This window comes from Mycobacterium sp. SMC-15, assembly GCF_045310925.1.
Classification (GTDB): Bacteria; Actinomycetota; Actinomycetes; order Mycobacteriales; family Mycobacteriaceae; genus Mycobacterium.
On the sequence record NZ_JBJIAJ010000014.1, the window covers coordinates 125624 to 140997 of the forward strand.

Consider the following 15374-nt stretch of genomic DNA (forward strand, 5'->3'; position numbering starts at 1 on the left):
GAGTCAATGCATGCCTGCTAAATCCGAACACGCCGACATCGAGGACGTGGAACCGCTGGCCGACAGCACCGCGCGCCAGGCCCGGCGAGTGGTCGCCGCGTATGCCGAGGACGCCGACGAATGTCGGGTGTTCCTGTCCATGCTGGGGATCGGGCCCGCGACACCCGACAAGAACGGGGCGTAGATGCCGGAGGCCGTCGGTTCAGCGAGGCTCGACGAAGGAGAGCCGAAACTGGAACCGCCGCATGAACCGGGAGAGTCCGATTTCGTCGTAGTGGCCAACCGGCTGCCGATCGACATCGAGGTGCTCCCGGACGGTACGACGGCGTGGAAGCGCAGCCCCGGCGGATTGGTCACCGCACTAGAGCCTCTGCTGCGTAAGCGCCGCGGCGCCTGGGTCGGCTGGCCCGGCAGCCTCGATGCGCCCGACGGGCCGATCGACATCGAGGATCTGCGGCTGCATCCGGTTCCGCTGGACACCACCGACATCGCCGAATACTACGAGGGCTTCTCCAACGCCACCCTGTGGCCGCTCTATCACGACGTGATCGTCAAACCGATCTACCACCGGCAGTGGTGGGACCGCTACGTCGATGTCAACCGCCGCTTCGCCGAAGCCGCGTCGCGGGCCGCCGCGCCGGGCGCCACGGTCTGGGTCCAGGACTATCAGCTGCAGCTGGTACCCAAGATGCTGCGGGATCTGCGCCCCGATCTGACCATCGGCTTCTTCCTGCACATCCCGTTCCCGCCGGTGGAGCTGTTCATGCAGCTGCCGTGGCGCGCCGAGATCGTCGACGGACTGCTCGGCGCCGACCTGGTCGGCTTTCACCTGGCCGGCGGCGCCCAGAATTTCCTGTTCTTGGCCCGCAACCTGGCCGGCGCCGTCACCTCGCGAGGCTCAGTCGGGGTGCGCAGCCGGTTCGGCGAGGTGCGGCTGACCGATCGCACCGTACGGGTCGGCGCCTTCCCCATCTCGATCGACTCAGGCGAACTGGACCGCAAGGCCCGGGAACGCGGGATCCGTCGGCGCGCCAAGGAGATTCGCGCCGAACTGGGCCATCCCCGCAAGGTGCTGCTCGGCGTGGACCGGCTGGACTACACCAAGGGCATCGACGTCCGACTCAAGGCGTTCAACGAGCTGCTGGCCGAGGGACGCGCCAAGCGGGACGACACCGTGCTGGTGCAGCTGGCGACTCCGAGCCGGGAACGGGTGGAGAGCTACCAGATCCTGCGCGACGACATCGAACGTCAAGTCGGCCATATCAACGGCGAGTACAGCGAGGTCGGCCATCCGGTGGTACACTACCTGCATCGCCCGGTCCCCCGCGACGAGCTGATCGCTTTCTTCGTGGCCAGCGATGTCATGCTGGTCACCCCGCTGCGCGACGGGATGAATCTGGTCGCCAAGGAATACGTGGCCTGCCGCAGCGACCTGGGCGGCGCCTTGGTCCTGAGCGAATTCACCGGTGCGGCAGCGGAATTGCGCCAGGCTTACCTGGTCAATCCGCACGACCTGGAGTGCGTCAAGGACGTCATCGAGGCAGCGGTCAACCAGACCCCCGAGGAAGGCCGCCGACGGATGCGTGCGCTACGCCGTCAGGTGCTGGCCCACGACGTGGACCGCTGGGCCCGATCGTTCCTCGGCGCGCTGGCCGACTCCGCGGAGTAGCTCAGCCGACGGCGCCGACCCGCTACGCCCGGCTGGCGCCGCGCTTGCGATCGACGCTAGCTACACAGGTGCTGCGGGTTGTCCTGGCAGTTCAGCGGGTAGTGGATGACCGGGTTCGGCAGCGGCGAGACGAACGTCAGCGTGAAAGCGCGCTTGCTCAACCCGGGCTGCAGCCCACACACCGCATTGTGCGCCGTGGTGTAGGTACCGTGCAGAGACGTGTCGAACTGGTACATCTCGTCACTGCCGGCGGTGCTGCCATCGGAGCATCGGGTGCCCGCCAGCAGCGGCGTCTTGTAGGTCCACTGGCCGTTCGACAGCCGGTAGGCCCCGGCCTGTCCGGGCGGCCCGTTGCTTTCGACCTGCAGCTTGCAGCCCACGGCCAGGTGCAGTGGCACTCGGCCGTCACCGACGGTCGGGACGCACAGCGGATAGATCGTCCAGGTCGCGGTCTTCGCACCGTCGTTGTAGGTGTAGACGCCCTCGACTGTGCCTTCCGGAATCGCATCGTCGTCGGCGCCGGCTTCAACTGCCAGCCCGGTGGCCGCCGTCATCGCCGCAGCCAAGGCGACCAGACCACGAACGAGTTTCCCCATGGCGCTCATTCCTTTCAGCTAGATCGGCACGATATTGCTGATCAGCCACTTGCGGTCGATCTTGCGGAAGTCCACCCGTAGGCGACTGCCCTCGTAGTACTTCTCCTTGGACTTGCCCGTCACGGTGCGGTTGACGAACACCAACACCGAGCCGGACGTCCGATGCGACGGCATGGCGGCGATGCCGACGACGTCCACCTGGTTCACCAACTGCTGCGCGCGAGCCTGCGGAATGATGTCGTTGACCACCCGGGCCTCGAATTCGCGGCGGTAGTCGCCGGTGAACATCGGGTAGGTCTCGGTCAGGCTGCCTTCCACCGTCTTGTACTCGTAGCCGAGCACTTTGGGGATCTCGTCCTTCGCCAGTTGGACCAACTCGGTGCGGGCCGATTGTTCACCCCGCGCCTCGACCCGGCTCCAGTACAGCGATCCCGCCGCGGCACCCAACCCCACGAACGCGCCAATCAGCCCGACCAGGACCGCGAGCCATATCCACCGGCGCGTCATCGACTGCCGTCCGGCCATTTGAGATCGTAAGCGGACATATTGCCCGCATCGTCTTCGTGCACGACCACCCGCAAGGCATAGGGCTGCGACGGCTTGTTGACGCCATCGACATCGGTGGCGGTGGCGCGCATGGCCACCAGCACCGACGCGTTGGCGGCGATGTTGTCGACGCTTTCGAGAGCCGCGGCGTTGATGACGGCCTCGGAGCTGTGCTTGGTCTCCCGCAGCAGCGCCTTGAGGTTCTCCGCGTTCGCTGCCATCGTGTCGCGCAGCGGGCCGCTGGTGCCCGCCACGAACAGGTCCACTTGGTCGCTGATGGTGTCGGGCGTATAGGTGTACATGTTCAGCACGGTCTGGACCGCGGCGTCGACGAATCGCTGGTCCCGCTGCTGCGCCATGTCGGCATGCCGGTGTTGCACCGCGAGCGCACCGACCAACCCGCCCAGCAGGATGGATGCCGCCAGCCCGGCAGCTCCCGCCACTTGCGCGGTCTTGCGGGCGTTGGGCCGCCGGCGCGGCGGCGGTCCCGCCGGTCGAACCGCCCGCACCGCGGCGCGGCTGGGTGCCGGAATCCGTACCGTGGCCGGCGTTGTTTCGGCGGCATCACCCGCTGGACCCGCAGCCCGCGAGGCCCGGCGCCGGACCTTCGCGTCGTCGGATCCGCTCACGTCTGCCTCGGCGCGAGCATCAGGTCAGCCCAGTTCTCCGCGGGCAGCCACTTGTCCGAGCCGGAGACGAACACTCCGCTGTTGCCGGCCGGATCCACGAACTTTCCGGACCGGTCGTAGGTGCTGTACGCGACGCCGTTGGCCTCGGCGGGCAGCGGACCCGGAGCCGGACCGGGAGCCGGTGCCGGCGCGGGGTCACGACCGTAGGCGGGCAGGCCACCATTGCCCCCGGGGCCAGTCGGCAGGTTCTGGTCCGGCGGCGCGTAATACGGCCACGGCGCCGGCGGGTTGGGTCCGAGCTGATTCGGCGGGTACGGCAGCGGGAACGGCGGGTTGGGCGCCGGACCGGGGCCCGCGGGCACACCCGGCGGCAGCGCCACGACCGGCGGGCCCGGGTCGTAATCCGTCGACGGCGGGATGTAGGGGAACTTGTTCATCGGCGTCAGCATCCGCGGATCGGTAATGGGAGTGTCGTACGGGACGGGCGGTCCGCGCCAGGTGTTGCTGCCGACTGGGACGTAGCCCTGCGGGTCTCGGCAGAGCTGGATGGTCGGCGCCCGCTTACCCGGGTATTCCATGCAGGGGTAGTTGCGCGCGCCGCGGACGGCAGACGGGTCATTCTGCGCGGCTTTGCAGTACAGGTCCTTGGGCAACTCGCGGACGGTCTCGTCGGCCGGTGTTCGCATCTCGGTGAAGGGCAGGAAGCCGACCGTGCACGGCGGCGGGTCGTGCATGTCGATCTTGAAGTCCAGCTTCACGCCTTCTTCCATCGGCACACCGCCGGCCACGGTGATCAGCGCCGCCATCAGCGCAGGGAACACCACCAGCGCCTGTTCGATGGAATTGCGATAGATGACCCCGACCCGCCCGAAGTTGGCGATGCTGGCCGCCAATGTCGGGAAGGAGGCGCGGATTCCGTCGAACGTGGTGTTGGCCTCGTCGGCGACGCTGGGCAGAACCTGCAGCACCTCGCGGAGCTGCGGGTCGGCGTTGCGCACCTCTGTGGTGACCGCCGCCAGCGACCGGGCCAGCTTCTTGATGCCATCGCCACCGCGGATCTGGGCATCCAAGAAGGGCTCGACCTGGTCGACCAGCTTCGAAGTCGCGTCGAAGTTGTCATTGGCCTCGTCGATCAGCTGCCGCGACGAGGCGATCATCCGAGCCAGCTCCTGCCCGGAGCCGTTGAACCCCTCGAACGCGCTACGCAGCAGATCACGAAGGCGGCTGTTCGAGACACTGTTGACCAGCGACTGCGCCTGGTCGAGCAGTCCGGCGATGTCCTGGCCGATCGCGGTCCGATCCTGGCCGATGCGCGCGCCGTTACGGAGCGCCGCGACTGCCGTGGTCTCTGCCGGCGGGACCAGGTCGATGTACTGCTCACCGATCGCGGACATGCTCTTGACGGTGGCGGTGACATTGCCCGGAATCTTAGTGCTGCTGTTGAGCCGCATCTCGGCGTCGACACCATGATCGGTGAGGTGGACGTCGCCCACCCGGCCCACGGTCACGCCGCGATAGGTGACGTTGGCGCTCTTGTAGATACCCCCGCCGCCGATGAAGTCGGCCGTCACCTTGTAGGTCCCGATGCCCATCCGGCTCGGGGCGTGCAGGTACAGGATCGAGATCGCACCGACGGCCAGCACTGTGACCACGGCGAAGATCCCGAGTTGGATACGAACGAGGCGGGTCAGCATCGCAGGTCATTCCTCATAGTGGGGAGCCGTGCCGGGCGGGATCTTGAACGGGTCGGCAGCCTGTCCGGACAGGTTCGCCATCTGACCGATCAAGAAGTCGGGTGGGTTCAGGACGTCATGCATGTGCGGCATGTTCGGGTCGAAACCGCCCGTGGTGAAGACCGTTTCACCGAACCGCCGCAGTGTCATGTCGAAGGTGACATAGACGTTGAGGAAGTCGCCGCGCACCGCATTGCGCAGGTACATCGACGGGAACGGGAAGGTCGGGATGAACGGGAACGCCGTCACCAATTCGTTGGCGTTGTCGGCGAACGCCTTGATGACCGGGTACAGGTCCTTGATGTCGGCCGTGAAGTCTTCCTTGGTCTCGGACAAGATCCGTGATCCGACCACGGCCAACCGCTGCAGCGCGCCGAACGCATCGACGATATTGCTGCGGTTGTCGTTGAGCACCGCCAGTGCCGCGGGCATAGTGTCCAGCGCCCGCGCCAGGCTGGGCGCACTGCGGGCCAGGGTCGCCCCGACCCGGTTCAGACCCTCGGCGGCCGCGACGATGTCGCGCGCCTGGTGATCCAGCGACGCGGTGAGCTCGGCCAACCGGGGCACCAGCTCGGCAAAAGTGCCGGCCCGACCGGCGACGGCGGCATAGGCCTCTTCGGTGATGTCTTGCACCGCACCGAGATTGCCCTGGTTCACCACCACACCCAGTGACGACAACACCTCTTCGGTGCTGGGGTAGCGCCCGGTACGGCTGAGCGGAATCTCATCGCCAGCGACGAGTCTGCCAACCGGAGATTGGTCGGTCGGCTCGGCGAGCTCGATGTGCTGGGAACCCAGCAACGAAGTCTGGGCCACTTTCGCGGTGGCGTTGGCAGGCAGATGCACATTGCCATCTAGCGACAGCCTGACCGCGGCATAGAAGCTACCGTCGGGCTGTTGTACGGCCCGAATGCCGGAGACGCTGCCGACGGTGACGTCGTCGACCATCACCGGTGAGTTCTGTGGCAGCGTAGTGACATCCGGCAGCTGCACCGTGATGCTGTAGGAGCCGCGGCCGTGGCCCGCGGTTCCCGGCATGTTCAGCGAGTTCAGCCCGCCGAACTGACAACCGGACAGCACCAGCGCACCGGCGCCGAGCACCGCACCTCGCCTGCCGACCCGTCGCAGCGCGCCGGGAAGAGACCTCACGCTCATCCGCCCTCCCGTGGTGCGCCGGCACCGGGTTGCGCCGGCCCCGTCGGGCCGGGCGCCTTGCCCAGCTGCCCCGGCGCAGGCGGCGGCAAGAACAGTGCCGCGACATCCTCGGTGCTCGGCGGCGTGACGCCCGGCGCGGGCAGCCATTTCAGGTAGGGCACCGGGGTCTGCGCCTTTGCCTCTGTGGCCGGGGTGTCGTAGATGATCTGGCCCTTGTATGCGGTGATCGAGTTGATCGGGTGGAACAAGAACGGGAGGAAGTTCATCGACCAGCGGCGCATGACCGGCCCCATCCGCTCCTTGCAGATCTCCGCCCGCTTGAAGTTGTCCGGCACCGAACCGATGTCGAAGACACCGCCACAGATGAACTGCACCGGGTTGGCGAAGTCGGGCAGCGAGAGCAGGCCGGCGAGCGTGCCCTGAGCCGGGTTGTAGATGTTGTAGAAGTTGACCAGGCCGTGCGGAGTGATGTGCAGGACCTGCTCGAAGTTCTCGCTTTGATCCGACAGTGTCTTGGTGAACTCCGAGAGCTTGTTGACTTGTGCGATCAATGCGTCGTTGTTGTTGTGCAAGAAGCCCCGAACATCACGCAACGCCTGGTTCAGGGTGCCCAGTGTGACATCCAGGTCCTTGGAGCTGTCTGCCAACACCGCCGACACCCCGGCGACGTGATCGGTGAACTGCACGATCTGTTCGTTGCTGCCCGACAGGGCGTCGACCAGCACCTGCAGGTTCTTGACGGTCCCGAACAGGTCGGTGCGCGAGTCCCCGAGCCGGCCGGTGGTGGCCGACAGTTCGCGCAGGGCGTTGCGGAAGGAGTCGCCCTTGCCGTCGAAGGTGTCGGCGGCCTGGTTGACGAATGCGCTCAGCGCGCCATTGAGCTTGCCCTGCTCGGGTCCCAACTGTGCACTGAGCTGGGTCAGCTCCTGCTTGACCTCGTCCCATTCGACCGGGACCGCGGTGCGGTCTTCGCCCAGCACCGCACCGTTGGCCAGCTTCTCACCTTCGGTGTATGCCGGGGCCAGCTGAATGACGCGCGCCGACACGATATTCGGCGCCATCAGCACGGCACGCACGTCGGCGGGCAACGGCACGTCCTTGTTCACCGTCATGGTGATCTTGACGTTCTCGGCGCGCGGCTCGATGGACTCGATGCGCCCCACAGGGACCCCAACCACCCGAACGTCGTCGCCCGGGTAGAGGCCCACCGCCGACGCGAAGTAGCCGGTGATGCGGTAACTGCGCTGCGCGGGCAGCACCACGTATGCGGCGCCGGCCAGCAGTACGGCCAGCAGCCCGGCGAGGAGGAGGCGTGAAGTTCGGCGCGTCATGGTGACTTCGGCTTAATGATCGTGCGCTCGGAGATCATCCCGCGCAGGTAGTCGGCCAGGCTGTCGGGGAGCTTGCCGGGCTGGAAGAACATGTCGACCATGACCTCCGACATGGTGGGCGGCGGTAGGCCATACAGGTTGATCTGGAAGCCCGGACCCGAGGCCACCACCTCGCCGAGCGTGGTGGCGTATCCGGGCAGCCTCTCGAGTGCTCCCGCGATCCGGTCCTTGCGCTCGATCATGTTGTCCAACACCAGGTTGAGCTTGTTCAGGGTCGGACCGATCTCTTTCTCGTTATCGGTCACGAATCCGGAAAGCTGCTGCGAAACATCGTCGATACCGCTGATCAGCGCGCCAAGGGCCTGCCGGCGCTCATCGAGGGCAGCAAACAACTGGTTGCCGTCGAGCACCAGCCGGTTGACTTGGTCGGCACGCTGATTGAGCACACCGGTAACCACCTTGGCGTGAGTCAGCAGCTGACCCAACGCCTCGTCGCGGCGGTTGATGCTGCGCGACAGGGCGGTGACGCCGTCCAGGGCTCCCCGCAGTTGCGGGGTCGCGTCGCGCATCGAGTCGGTGAGCACCTGCAGGGCCTCTTCGAATCGTGGCTTGTCGAGATCACGAGCGTCGCCGCCCAGGTCTTGCAGCGCGTTGTTGAGCGTGTACGGCGCCCGAGTGCGTTCGAGCGGGATCACGGTGACCGAGCCGGCACCGGCGGGAGTGACCGACAGTGCCTTCTCACCCAGCACCGTGTCGGTGCGGATGGCGGCCAGCGACTGGTCCCCCACCCGGACGTTGCGGTCGACGGTGAAGTCCACCTTCGCGCTGGCCCCAGCCAGTGCTACCGACTTGACCTTGCCCACCCGGATCCCGGACACCGTCACGTCGTTGCCCGGGATGATGCCACCGGCATCGGCGAAATAACCGTGATACGTCTTGCCCTGCGGCCAGAACGGCAGGCTGGTGTAACCGAACGACACCAACACCAGGCACGCCACCAACGCGATGCCCAGCAGACCCGTGCGAACCGGGTTTACGCCGTCAATTTTTGACAGGAGAGCACCTCCCCTTGCTCGTGTCATTCTGGCCGCCCATGGGCAGCGTGATGTCGCTGCCGGCGGGGCCATTGAATTTCAGCGCGACCGTGCAGTAGTTGATGTTGAAGAACGAGCCGTAGGCGCCCAACGCATTGAGCCGCAGGTAGTTCTCCTCCAACGGGTCGATGACGTCGTTCAGCTCTTGCTTGCGCTTGTCCAGAACGGTAGCCAGCGGCCGTGCGTTCTCGATCACGCCTTGCAGCGGCCGCCGGGTGCGGCGCAGGGTGTCGGCGAGGTCGTTCTCGACCGACGACAGTGGTCCGATCGCCCCGGCAATCGCATCCTTGCCCTGCGCCAGGCCGCTGATCAGCTGCTGCAGCCGATCGACAGTGGCGTCGAACTGTTCGCTCTTGTCATCGACGGTGGTCAGCACCGTGTTCAGGTTGTTGATCACGTCGCCGATCAGCTGGTCGCGGGAGGCCAGCGTGGTGGTGAACGAACTGGTGCTGGCCAGCATCTGCGACAGCGCACCACCCTGACCCTGCAGCAGCTCGATGAGCGCGCTGCTGATCTCGTTGATCTTCTTGCCGTCCAGGCCCTTGAGCACCGGACGCATCCCGCCCAGCAGGGCATCCAGGTCCAGGGCCGGCTGGGTGTGGTCGCGTGCGATCGTGCTGCCGGGCGGCAGCTTGCGCAAGTCGCCGGCCCCGGAGGCGATCTCCAGGTACCGGTCACCGACAAGGTTCTCGTACCGGATCACCGCACGGGTCGAGTCATAGAGCTGGTAGCGCTTGTCGAGGTCGAAGGTGACATTGACGGTGTTGTCCGGCGTCAGTTCAACGCGTTTCACCGTGCCCACCGGGATGCCGGCGATACGCACGTCCTCGCCGCCTTTGAGCCGGGAGGCGTTGGAGAAATCCGCGTGGTAGGTGTGATTCGAGGTGAACCGGAACTCGCCGAACACCACCACCAGACCGGCCGACACCAGCAGCATCGCGATGGTGAAGACGGTGACCTTGATCAGCGTGCCGCGCGAGTTCATCAGTATTCATCCCGTTCCGCGAAGGCGCCGTTGAAGAGGAACTGCGCGGTGGAGGGAGCGTCGAACTGCACCTCGGTGTTGGGCTGGAACGGGATGTAGGCGCTGTCGGTCACCAGGAACGGTGACCGGAACCAGGAGCCCCCGTACTGCTTACTGGGGATGTCCGGCAAGCCACGACAGTTCGGTCCGCCAGTCGCGTTGGCCACCGGCAGGCTCTCCGGGTAGGTGTAGGCCGGTGCGCCCGGGATGAAGCTGGACTGCACGTACAGCGCCGGCTTGGTGCCACCCAGCGACGGGCCGAAACGCTCGAGGGCCTTCTGAATTCCCTTGAACAGGCAGCCGAACTCCGGGGAGTACTCGGCCAACAGGCTGCTCGTGGCGCGGAAGCGCTGGACACCGGCGATGAAATCGTCGGCCGCTGGAGCGAAGGTGTCGTAGCCATTGTTGGCCAGTCCGGTCGTTGCCAGCAGCGCCTTGCTCAGGTTCTCCCGCTGGTCAACCAGCGTCTTGCTGATCGTCGGGATGTTGTCGAAGGTCGTCGCAAGGTCCGGGGCGGCATCTCCGTAGATATTGCCGACGATCGCGGTCTTGGCGAAGCCCGACTGCAGCTGGGGCAGTTTCGGATTGAACTTTCCGAGGTAGCTGTTCAGCCCGGACAGCAACCCGCCCAAGTTGTCGCCGTTGCCCCGCAATCCTTCGGCCAGCGCGCTGACCGACCCGTTGAGCTGAACCGGGTCGATCTTGTCCAGCAGGTTAGTCAGCTTCTGGAACAGCGTGTTGACTTCCAGCTGCACGTCGGACGCCTGAACGTTCGCGCCGTTGCGCAGCGTCGCACCCGAAGGCACCGGCGGCGGAATGAACTCCACCGACTTGGCCCCGAAGATGGTATTGCCGGCAATGTGAACCGCTGCGTTCGACGGGATCTGATGCATCGCGGAGCTGTCGATAGACAGGAGGAGCTTGGCCTGGTCGCCCTGGTACTTGATCGACTTGACCTTGCCGACCTGGATCCCGCGGTACTTGACCTTGGCATCCTGCTCCATCACCAGGCCGGCGCGCGGTGAGGTGACGGTGACCTTGTCGGTGGAGCTGAAGACCGACACGTAGGACAGGTAGGTGAACACGGTGGCGGCAAGCAAGATCGCACCGAGGACTGCCGCAGCAATCCGTACCTGGGTACGCCTCGATCCCGTGTCCACGCTTGATCCCTGCTATCCCGAGAGGTTGAAGTTGCCGGAGCCGCCGTAGACGGCAAGTGAAACGAACAGCGTAATGACGACGACGACGACCAGTGAGGTACGCACGGCCTGACCGACCGCGATGCCCACGCCGACGGGGCCGCCGGCCGCGTTGAAGCCGTAGTTGGTGTGTACCAGCATCACCGCGATCGACATGATGATCGCCTGCAGGAAGGACCACAGTAGATCTGTGGGGATCAAGAAGGTGTCGAAGTAGTGGTCGTACAGGCCCGGTGACTGCGAGTTGATGAACACCGTGGTGGACCGGGCAGCGAAGAACGCGGCCAGCACCGACAGGGAATACAGCGGGATGATCGCGATCAGACCCGCCACCAAACGCGTGGACACCAGATAGGACACCGCATGTACCGCCATCGATTCGACGGCGTCGATCTCTTCGGCGACGCGCATGGCGCCGAGCTGGGCGGTGGTGCCGGCCCCGATGGTGGCGGCCAATGCGATCCCGGCAACCACCGGCGCCACGATCCGCACGTTGAGGAACGCCGACAAGAAGCCGGTCAACGCCTCGATGCCGATGTTGCCCAGGGAGGAGAAGCCCTGCACCGCGATCACGCCACCGGAGGCCAGGGTGAGGAAGGTGGCCACCCCGACCGTGCCGCCGATGATGGCCAGCGCGCCGGTTCCCATGGTGATCTCGGCGATCAGCCGGACGGTTTCCTTGCGATAGCGGGTCAGCGCGTTGGGGACGTATCGGATCGATTCGGCGTAGAACAACGCCTGCTCGCCGAAGTTGTCGACGGCCTTGGGCAGGCCGCGGAACAGCCGCCGGAATCGCAACGTGGCGTCGTAACTCATTTCACCAACACCCGGACGCTGATCGCGGTCATGACGACGTTGATGACGAACAGACAAATAAAGGCATAGACGACGGTCTCATTGACCGCGTTGCCTACGCCCTGAGGGCCGCCCTTGGCGGTCAGTCCGCGGTAACAGCCGATCAGGCCGGCTGCCGTGCCGAACAGCAGCGCCTTGATCTCAGCCATCACCAGCTCGCCGAGCCCGGTGAGCACGGTCAACCCGTTGATGAAGGCGCCGGGGTTGACGCCCTGCAGAAAGACCGAGAACACATAGCCGCCGACCAGACCGATCGCACACACCAGCCCGTTGAGCAGCAATGCGACGAACGTCGACGCGAGGGCCCGGGGCACCACCAGCCGTTGGATCGGGTCAATACCGAGCACCCGCATCGCGTCGATCTCTTCACGGATGGTGCGGGCACCCAGGTCCGCGCAGATGGCGGTCGCACCCGCGCCGGCCACCACAAGCACGGTCACCACCGGGCCCAGCTGGGTGATGGTGCCGAACGCGGTACCGGCGCCGGACAGGTCGGCAGCGCCGATCTCGCGCAGCAGAATATTGAGGGTGAACGCCACCAGCACGGTGAACGGGATCGCGACCAGCACCGTCGGCAGCAGCGACACCCGGGCGATCATCCAGGTCTGGTCGAGGAATTCGCGGTACTGGAAAGGCCTGCGAAACATGGCCCGGAACGTCTCCAGGGACATCTCGACGAACCCGCCCACGGCCCGAGCCGGAACCGTGAGTTGTTCGATCAAGACACGTCCTTCCCTCAGGTCGGGCTTCCGGGGCATCGGTGGTCGCAAAACTGTATCCGGCAACCTCGTGCGATCGGCGTCATTCGTGCAATTCAGACGCCGCCTCACGTGAGCCGGATCATACTAACTAGAACACGTTCTCAGTGTCAAAGGACACGTTTCAGCGAGATTCCTGAGATATCCGCCCTGGTCACAGCATATTGTGACCCACGCCTCGCTATAACGCGTTCTAATTTTGTTCTAATCGCCGGACATCAGTTCGGACGCCGAGAAAGTCCGCGCCGGATCGCGGCCGGCGAAGTAATTGGCCAGCGTGTCGGACAGTCCGGCCGGGTCCCACGCCTGCCCATCGGCGCTGAACTTACGTTCCACGGTCGGCGCGGCCATCAGGGTTACCTCAGGTCCGTAGACCACGAAAACCTGACCGTTGACCGCGGCCGAGGCCGGGGATGCCAGGAACCGGACCAAGGTCACCACGTGCTCGGGGGACAAAGGATCGACATCTCCCGCAGCGCCTTCCGGGGCCTCACCGAACACATCGGCGGTCATCGCGGTGCGGGCCCGCGGGCAGATCGCGTTGGCAGAGACGCCGTAGCGGCTCAGCGCCCGGCTGGCCGAGAGCGTCAGCGCGGTGATCCCCGCCTTGGCCGCGCCATAGTTGGCCTGGCCGACCGGACCCATCAGGCCGGCCTCGGACGAGGTGTTGATGATGCGGCCGTACACGCTTCCATCGGCGTCCTTGGCCTTCTGCCGCCAGTAGGCCGCCGCATTGCGGGTCAAGAGGAAGTGTCCACGAAGGTGCACCGCGATCACGGCGTCGAAGTCGTCGTCGGACATGTTGAACAACATCCGGTCGCGGGTGATCCCGGCGTTGTTGACGACGATGTTCAGCCCGCCCAGCCCGTCGGCGGTGCTGACGAGCTCGTCGGCGGTGGACCGCTGGCTGATGTCACCGGCCACCGGCACGCCCTTACCGCCGGCCGCGGCGATCTCCTCGATGACGTCGGAGGACTCCAGCGCCGGAGCGATGTCGTTCACGACCACCGTCGCCCCGGAGCGGGCCAACCCGATCGCCTCAGCTCGGCCCAGGCCGGCGGCTGCACCGGTCACCACTGCGACCTTGCCGGTCAGATCGATCGCGTTGTCAGTCATGTACGCCGCTCCTTTGCGTCACCGGCGCACTCATCGTCACCGGCGGTTATGAATACCTCTAGTCGTTGATAGGGGGAGGCTAGTCGTCGACGCGGCGCAGCGCGGCCCGCGGGCACTCGGCGATGGCCTGCTCAGCGTGGGCTTCGCGGTCGGCGGGGACCGGGGCGAGTTTCACCTCTGCCTGCTCGTCATCGTTCAGATCGAACAGGTCGGGGTCGATTCCGACGCAAATCGCGTTGCCCTCGCAACGATCCAGATCTACCTCAACTCGCATGACATTCTCCTGTAAAAGCCCTGCGCCGACCGAGCGTTTCCGGCCGCCGTCATCCACTAGTGTCACCATACGATCCGACAGCGTTCCCACACGAGCCGCTAGGGCCGTTGGACCCCGGGACTAGAACGTGTTACAACGGGCTGTCGAACCAGAATCTTATCGTGACACCGATCACCAGCGAAGGACTCCCCCGATGCAGATCAGCTACACGCCGGCCCAAGAAGAGCTGCGCAGCGAACTGAGGTCCTACTTCACCACGCTGATGACGCCGGAGCGTCGTGAAGCCCTCAGCTCGACCCAGGGCGAGTACGGCACCGGCAACGTCTACCGCGAGACCGTGGCTCAGATGGGGCACGACGGTTGGCTGACGCTGAGCTGGCCGAAGGAGTACGGCGGCCAGGCACGTTCGCCGATGGAGCAGCTGATCTTCACCGACGAGGCCGCGATCGCCGGTGCCCCGGTGCCGTTCCTGACCATCAACAGCGTCGCGCCGACGATCATGGCGTTCGGCACCGAAGAGCAGAAGAAGTTCTTCCTGCCCAAGATCGCCGCCGGCGAGCTGCACTTCGCGATCGGCTACTCCGAGCCGGGCGCCGGCACCGACCTGGCCTCGCTGCGCACCACCGCGGTCCGTGACGGCGACGACTACGTGATCAACGGCCAGAAGATGTGGACATCGCTGATCGCCTACGCCGACTACGTGTGGCTGGCGGCCCGGACGAACCCGGAAGCCAAGAAGCACCGCGGCATCTCGATGCTGATCGTGCCCACCACTGCCGAAGGATTCTCCTGGACCCCGGTCCACACCATGGCCGGCCCGGACACCAGCGCTACCTACTACCAGGACGTGCGGGTGCCGGTGACCAGCCTGGTCGGCGAAGAGCACGCGGGCTGGAAGCTGGTGACCAACCAGCTCAACCACGAGCGCGTTGCCCTGGTCTCGGCGCAGCCGATCCTGCTGGCTCTCGAAGAGGTCCGCGAATGGGCACAGAACACCAAGGACGCCCACGGCAACCGGATCATCGACTCGCAGTGGGTCCAGCTCAACCTGGCCCGGGTGCTGGCCAAGGCCGAAGTGCTCAAGCTGATCAACTGGGAGCTGGCCTCAACTGACAAGGCCGCGCCGTCCCCGGCGGACGCCTCGGCGGCGAAGGTGTTCGGCACCGAGTTGGCCACCGAGGCATACCGCCTGCTGATGGAGGTGCTCGGCACCGCCGCGACCGTGCGCCAGGACTCCCCCGGCGCACTGCTGCGCGGCCGGGTGGAGCGGATGCACCGGGCCTGCTTGATCCTGACCTTCGGCGGCGGCACCAACGAGGTGCAGCGCGACATCATCGGCATGGTCGCTCTGGGCCTGCCCCGTAACCGCTGACCTATTACCCCAAGGACTTTGGA

16 protein-coding genes are annotated in these 15374 nt (G+C 65.8%); 3 read left to right on the forward strand and 13 right to left on the reverse strand.

All coding sequences use genetic code 11. The features are described from left to right. Window positions 1–10: 10 nt before the first annotated feature. Both ACJH71_RS19570 and ACJH71_RS19575 read left to right on the forward strand, forming a co-directional pair. Window positions 11–184 carry a hypothetical protein gene (locus tag ACJH71_RS19570; RefSeq protein WP_109403096.1) on the forward strand — a complete coding sequence of 58 codons (174 nt, stop codon included), beginning with the start codon at window positions 11–13 and terminating at the stop codon, window positions 182–184. Then, complete coding sequence (locus tag ACJH71_RS19575; protein WP_406759640.1) at window positions 185–1669, forward strand: trehalose-6-phosphate synthase; 1485 nt, start codon at window positions 185–187, stop codon at window positions 1667–1669. Between the two features lie 56 nt (window positions 1670–1725). Here the strand turns inward: ACJH71_RS19575 and ACJH71_RS19580 are convergent, their stop codons facing one another. From ACJH71_RS19580 to ACJH71_RS19640, 13 genes are all read right to left on the reverse strand, one after another. Beyond that, on the reverse strand, window positions 1726–2265 hold the full coding sequence (locus tag ACJH71_RS19580) for a hypothetical protein (protein ID WP_406759641.1): 540 nt from the start codon (window positions 2263–2265) through the stop codon (window positions 1726–1728). Between the two features lie 18 nt (window positions 2266–2283). Next, a complete protein-coding gene (locus tag ACJH71_RS19585) occupies window positions 2284–2790 on the reverse strand; it encodes a mammalian cell entry protein (protein ID WP_406759642.1) in 507 nt (168 codons plus the stop codon). Next, window positions 2769–3440 (reverse strand): mammalian cell entry protein, encoded by a 672-nt coding sequence (locus tag ACJH71_RS19590; protein ID WP_406759643.1) that lies wholly within the window; start codon window positions 3438–3440, stop codon window positions 2769–2771. Before ACJH71_RS19590 ends, ACJH71_RS19585 begins: the two co-directional genes overlap by 22 nt. Then, entirely contained in the window at window positions 3437–5134 is a 1698-nt protein-coding gene (locus tag ACJH71_RS19595; protein WP_406759644.1) for an MCE family protein, read from the reverse strand. The genes ACJH71_RS19590 and ACJH71_RS19595 overlap by 4 nt, the downstream gene beginning before the upstream one ends. A 6-nt stretch (window positions 5135–5140) precedes the next feature. After that, entirely contained in the window at window positions 5141–6328 is a 1188-nt protein-coding gene (locus ACJH71_RS19600; RefSeq protein WP_406759645.1) for an MCE family protein, read from the reverse strand. Continuing rightward, the gene (locus ACJH71_RS19605) at window positions 6325–7659 is read right to left on the reverse strand and encodes an MCE family protein (protein WP_406759646.1); all 1335 of its coding nucleotides are present in this window, start codon (window positions 7657–7659) and stop codon (window positions 6325–6327) included. The genes ACJH71_RS19600 and ACJH71_RS19605 overlap by 4 nt, the downstream gene beginning before the upstream one ends. Next, complete coding sequence (locus ACJH71_RS19610) at window positions 7656–8741, reverse strand: virulence factor Mce family protein (protein ID WP_406759647.1); 1086 nt, start codon at window positions 8739–8741, stop codon at window positions 7656–7658. The genes ACJH71_RS19605 and ACJH71_RS19610 overlap by 4 nt, the downstream gene beginning before the upstream one ends. Further along, a complete protein-coding gene (locus tag ACJH71_RS19615) occupies window positions 8701–9738 on the reverse strand; it encodes a virulence factor Mce family protein (RefSeq protein ID WP_406759648.1) in 1038 nt (345 codons plus the stop codon). The genes ACJH71_RS19610 and ACJH71_RS19615 overlap by 41 nt, the downstream gene beginning before the upstream one ends. Further along, window positions 9738–10937, reverse strand: coding sequence for an MCE family protein (locus ACJH71_RS19620; protein WP_406759649.1), 1200 nt, complete (start codon window positions 10935–10937; stop codon window positions 9738–9740). The genes ACJH71_RS19615 and ACJH71_RS19620 overlap by 1 nt, the downstream gene beginning before the upstream one ends. Window positions 10938–10949: 12 nt before the next feature. Continuing rightward, window positions 10950–11792, reverse strand: coding sequence for an MlaE family ABC transporter permease (locus tag ACJH71_RS19625; RefSeq protein WP_406759650.1), 843 nt, complete (start codon window positions 11790–11792; stop codon window positions 10950–10952). After that, window positions 11789–12553 (reverse strand): ABC transporter permease, encoded by a 765-nt coding sequence (locus ACJH71_RS19630; RefSeq protein WP_046286802.1) that lies wholly within the window; start codon window positions 12551–12553, stop codon window positions 11789–11791. Before ACJH71_RS19630 ends, ACJH71_RS19625 begins: the two co-directional genes overlap by 4 nt. Window positions 12554–12793: 240 nt before the next feature. After that, the gene (locus ACJH71_RS19635; protein WP_406759651.1) at window positions 12794–13705 is read right to left on the reverse strand and encodes a 3-oxoacyl-ACP reductase; all 912 of its coding nucleotides are present in this window, start codon (window positions 13703–13705) and stop codon (window positions 12794–12796) included. A gap of 79 nt (window positions 13706–13784) precedes the next feature. Continuing rightward, entirely contained in the window at window positions 13785–13979 is a 195-nt protein-coding gene (locus ACJH71_RS19640; protein WP_024442226.1) for a ferredoxin, read from the reverse strand. Between the two features lie 193 nt (window positions 13980–14172). Between ACJH71_RS19640 and ACJH71_RS19645 the strand changes: the two genes are divergently transcribed. Then, on the forward strand, window positions 14173–15351 hold the full coding sequence (locus ACJH71_RS19645; protein WP_406759652.1) for an acyl-CoA dehydrogenase family protein: 1179 nt from the start codon (window positions 14173–14175) through the stop codon (window positions 15349–15351). Window positions 15352–15374 lie beyond the last annotated feature (23 nt).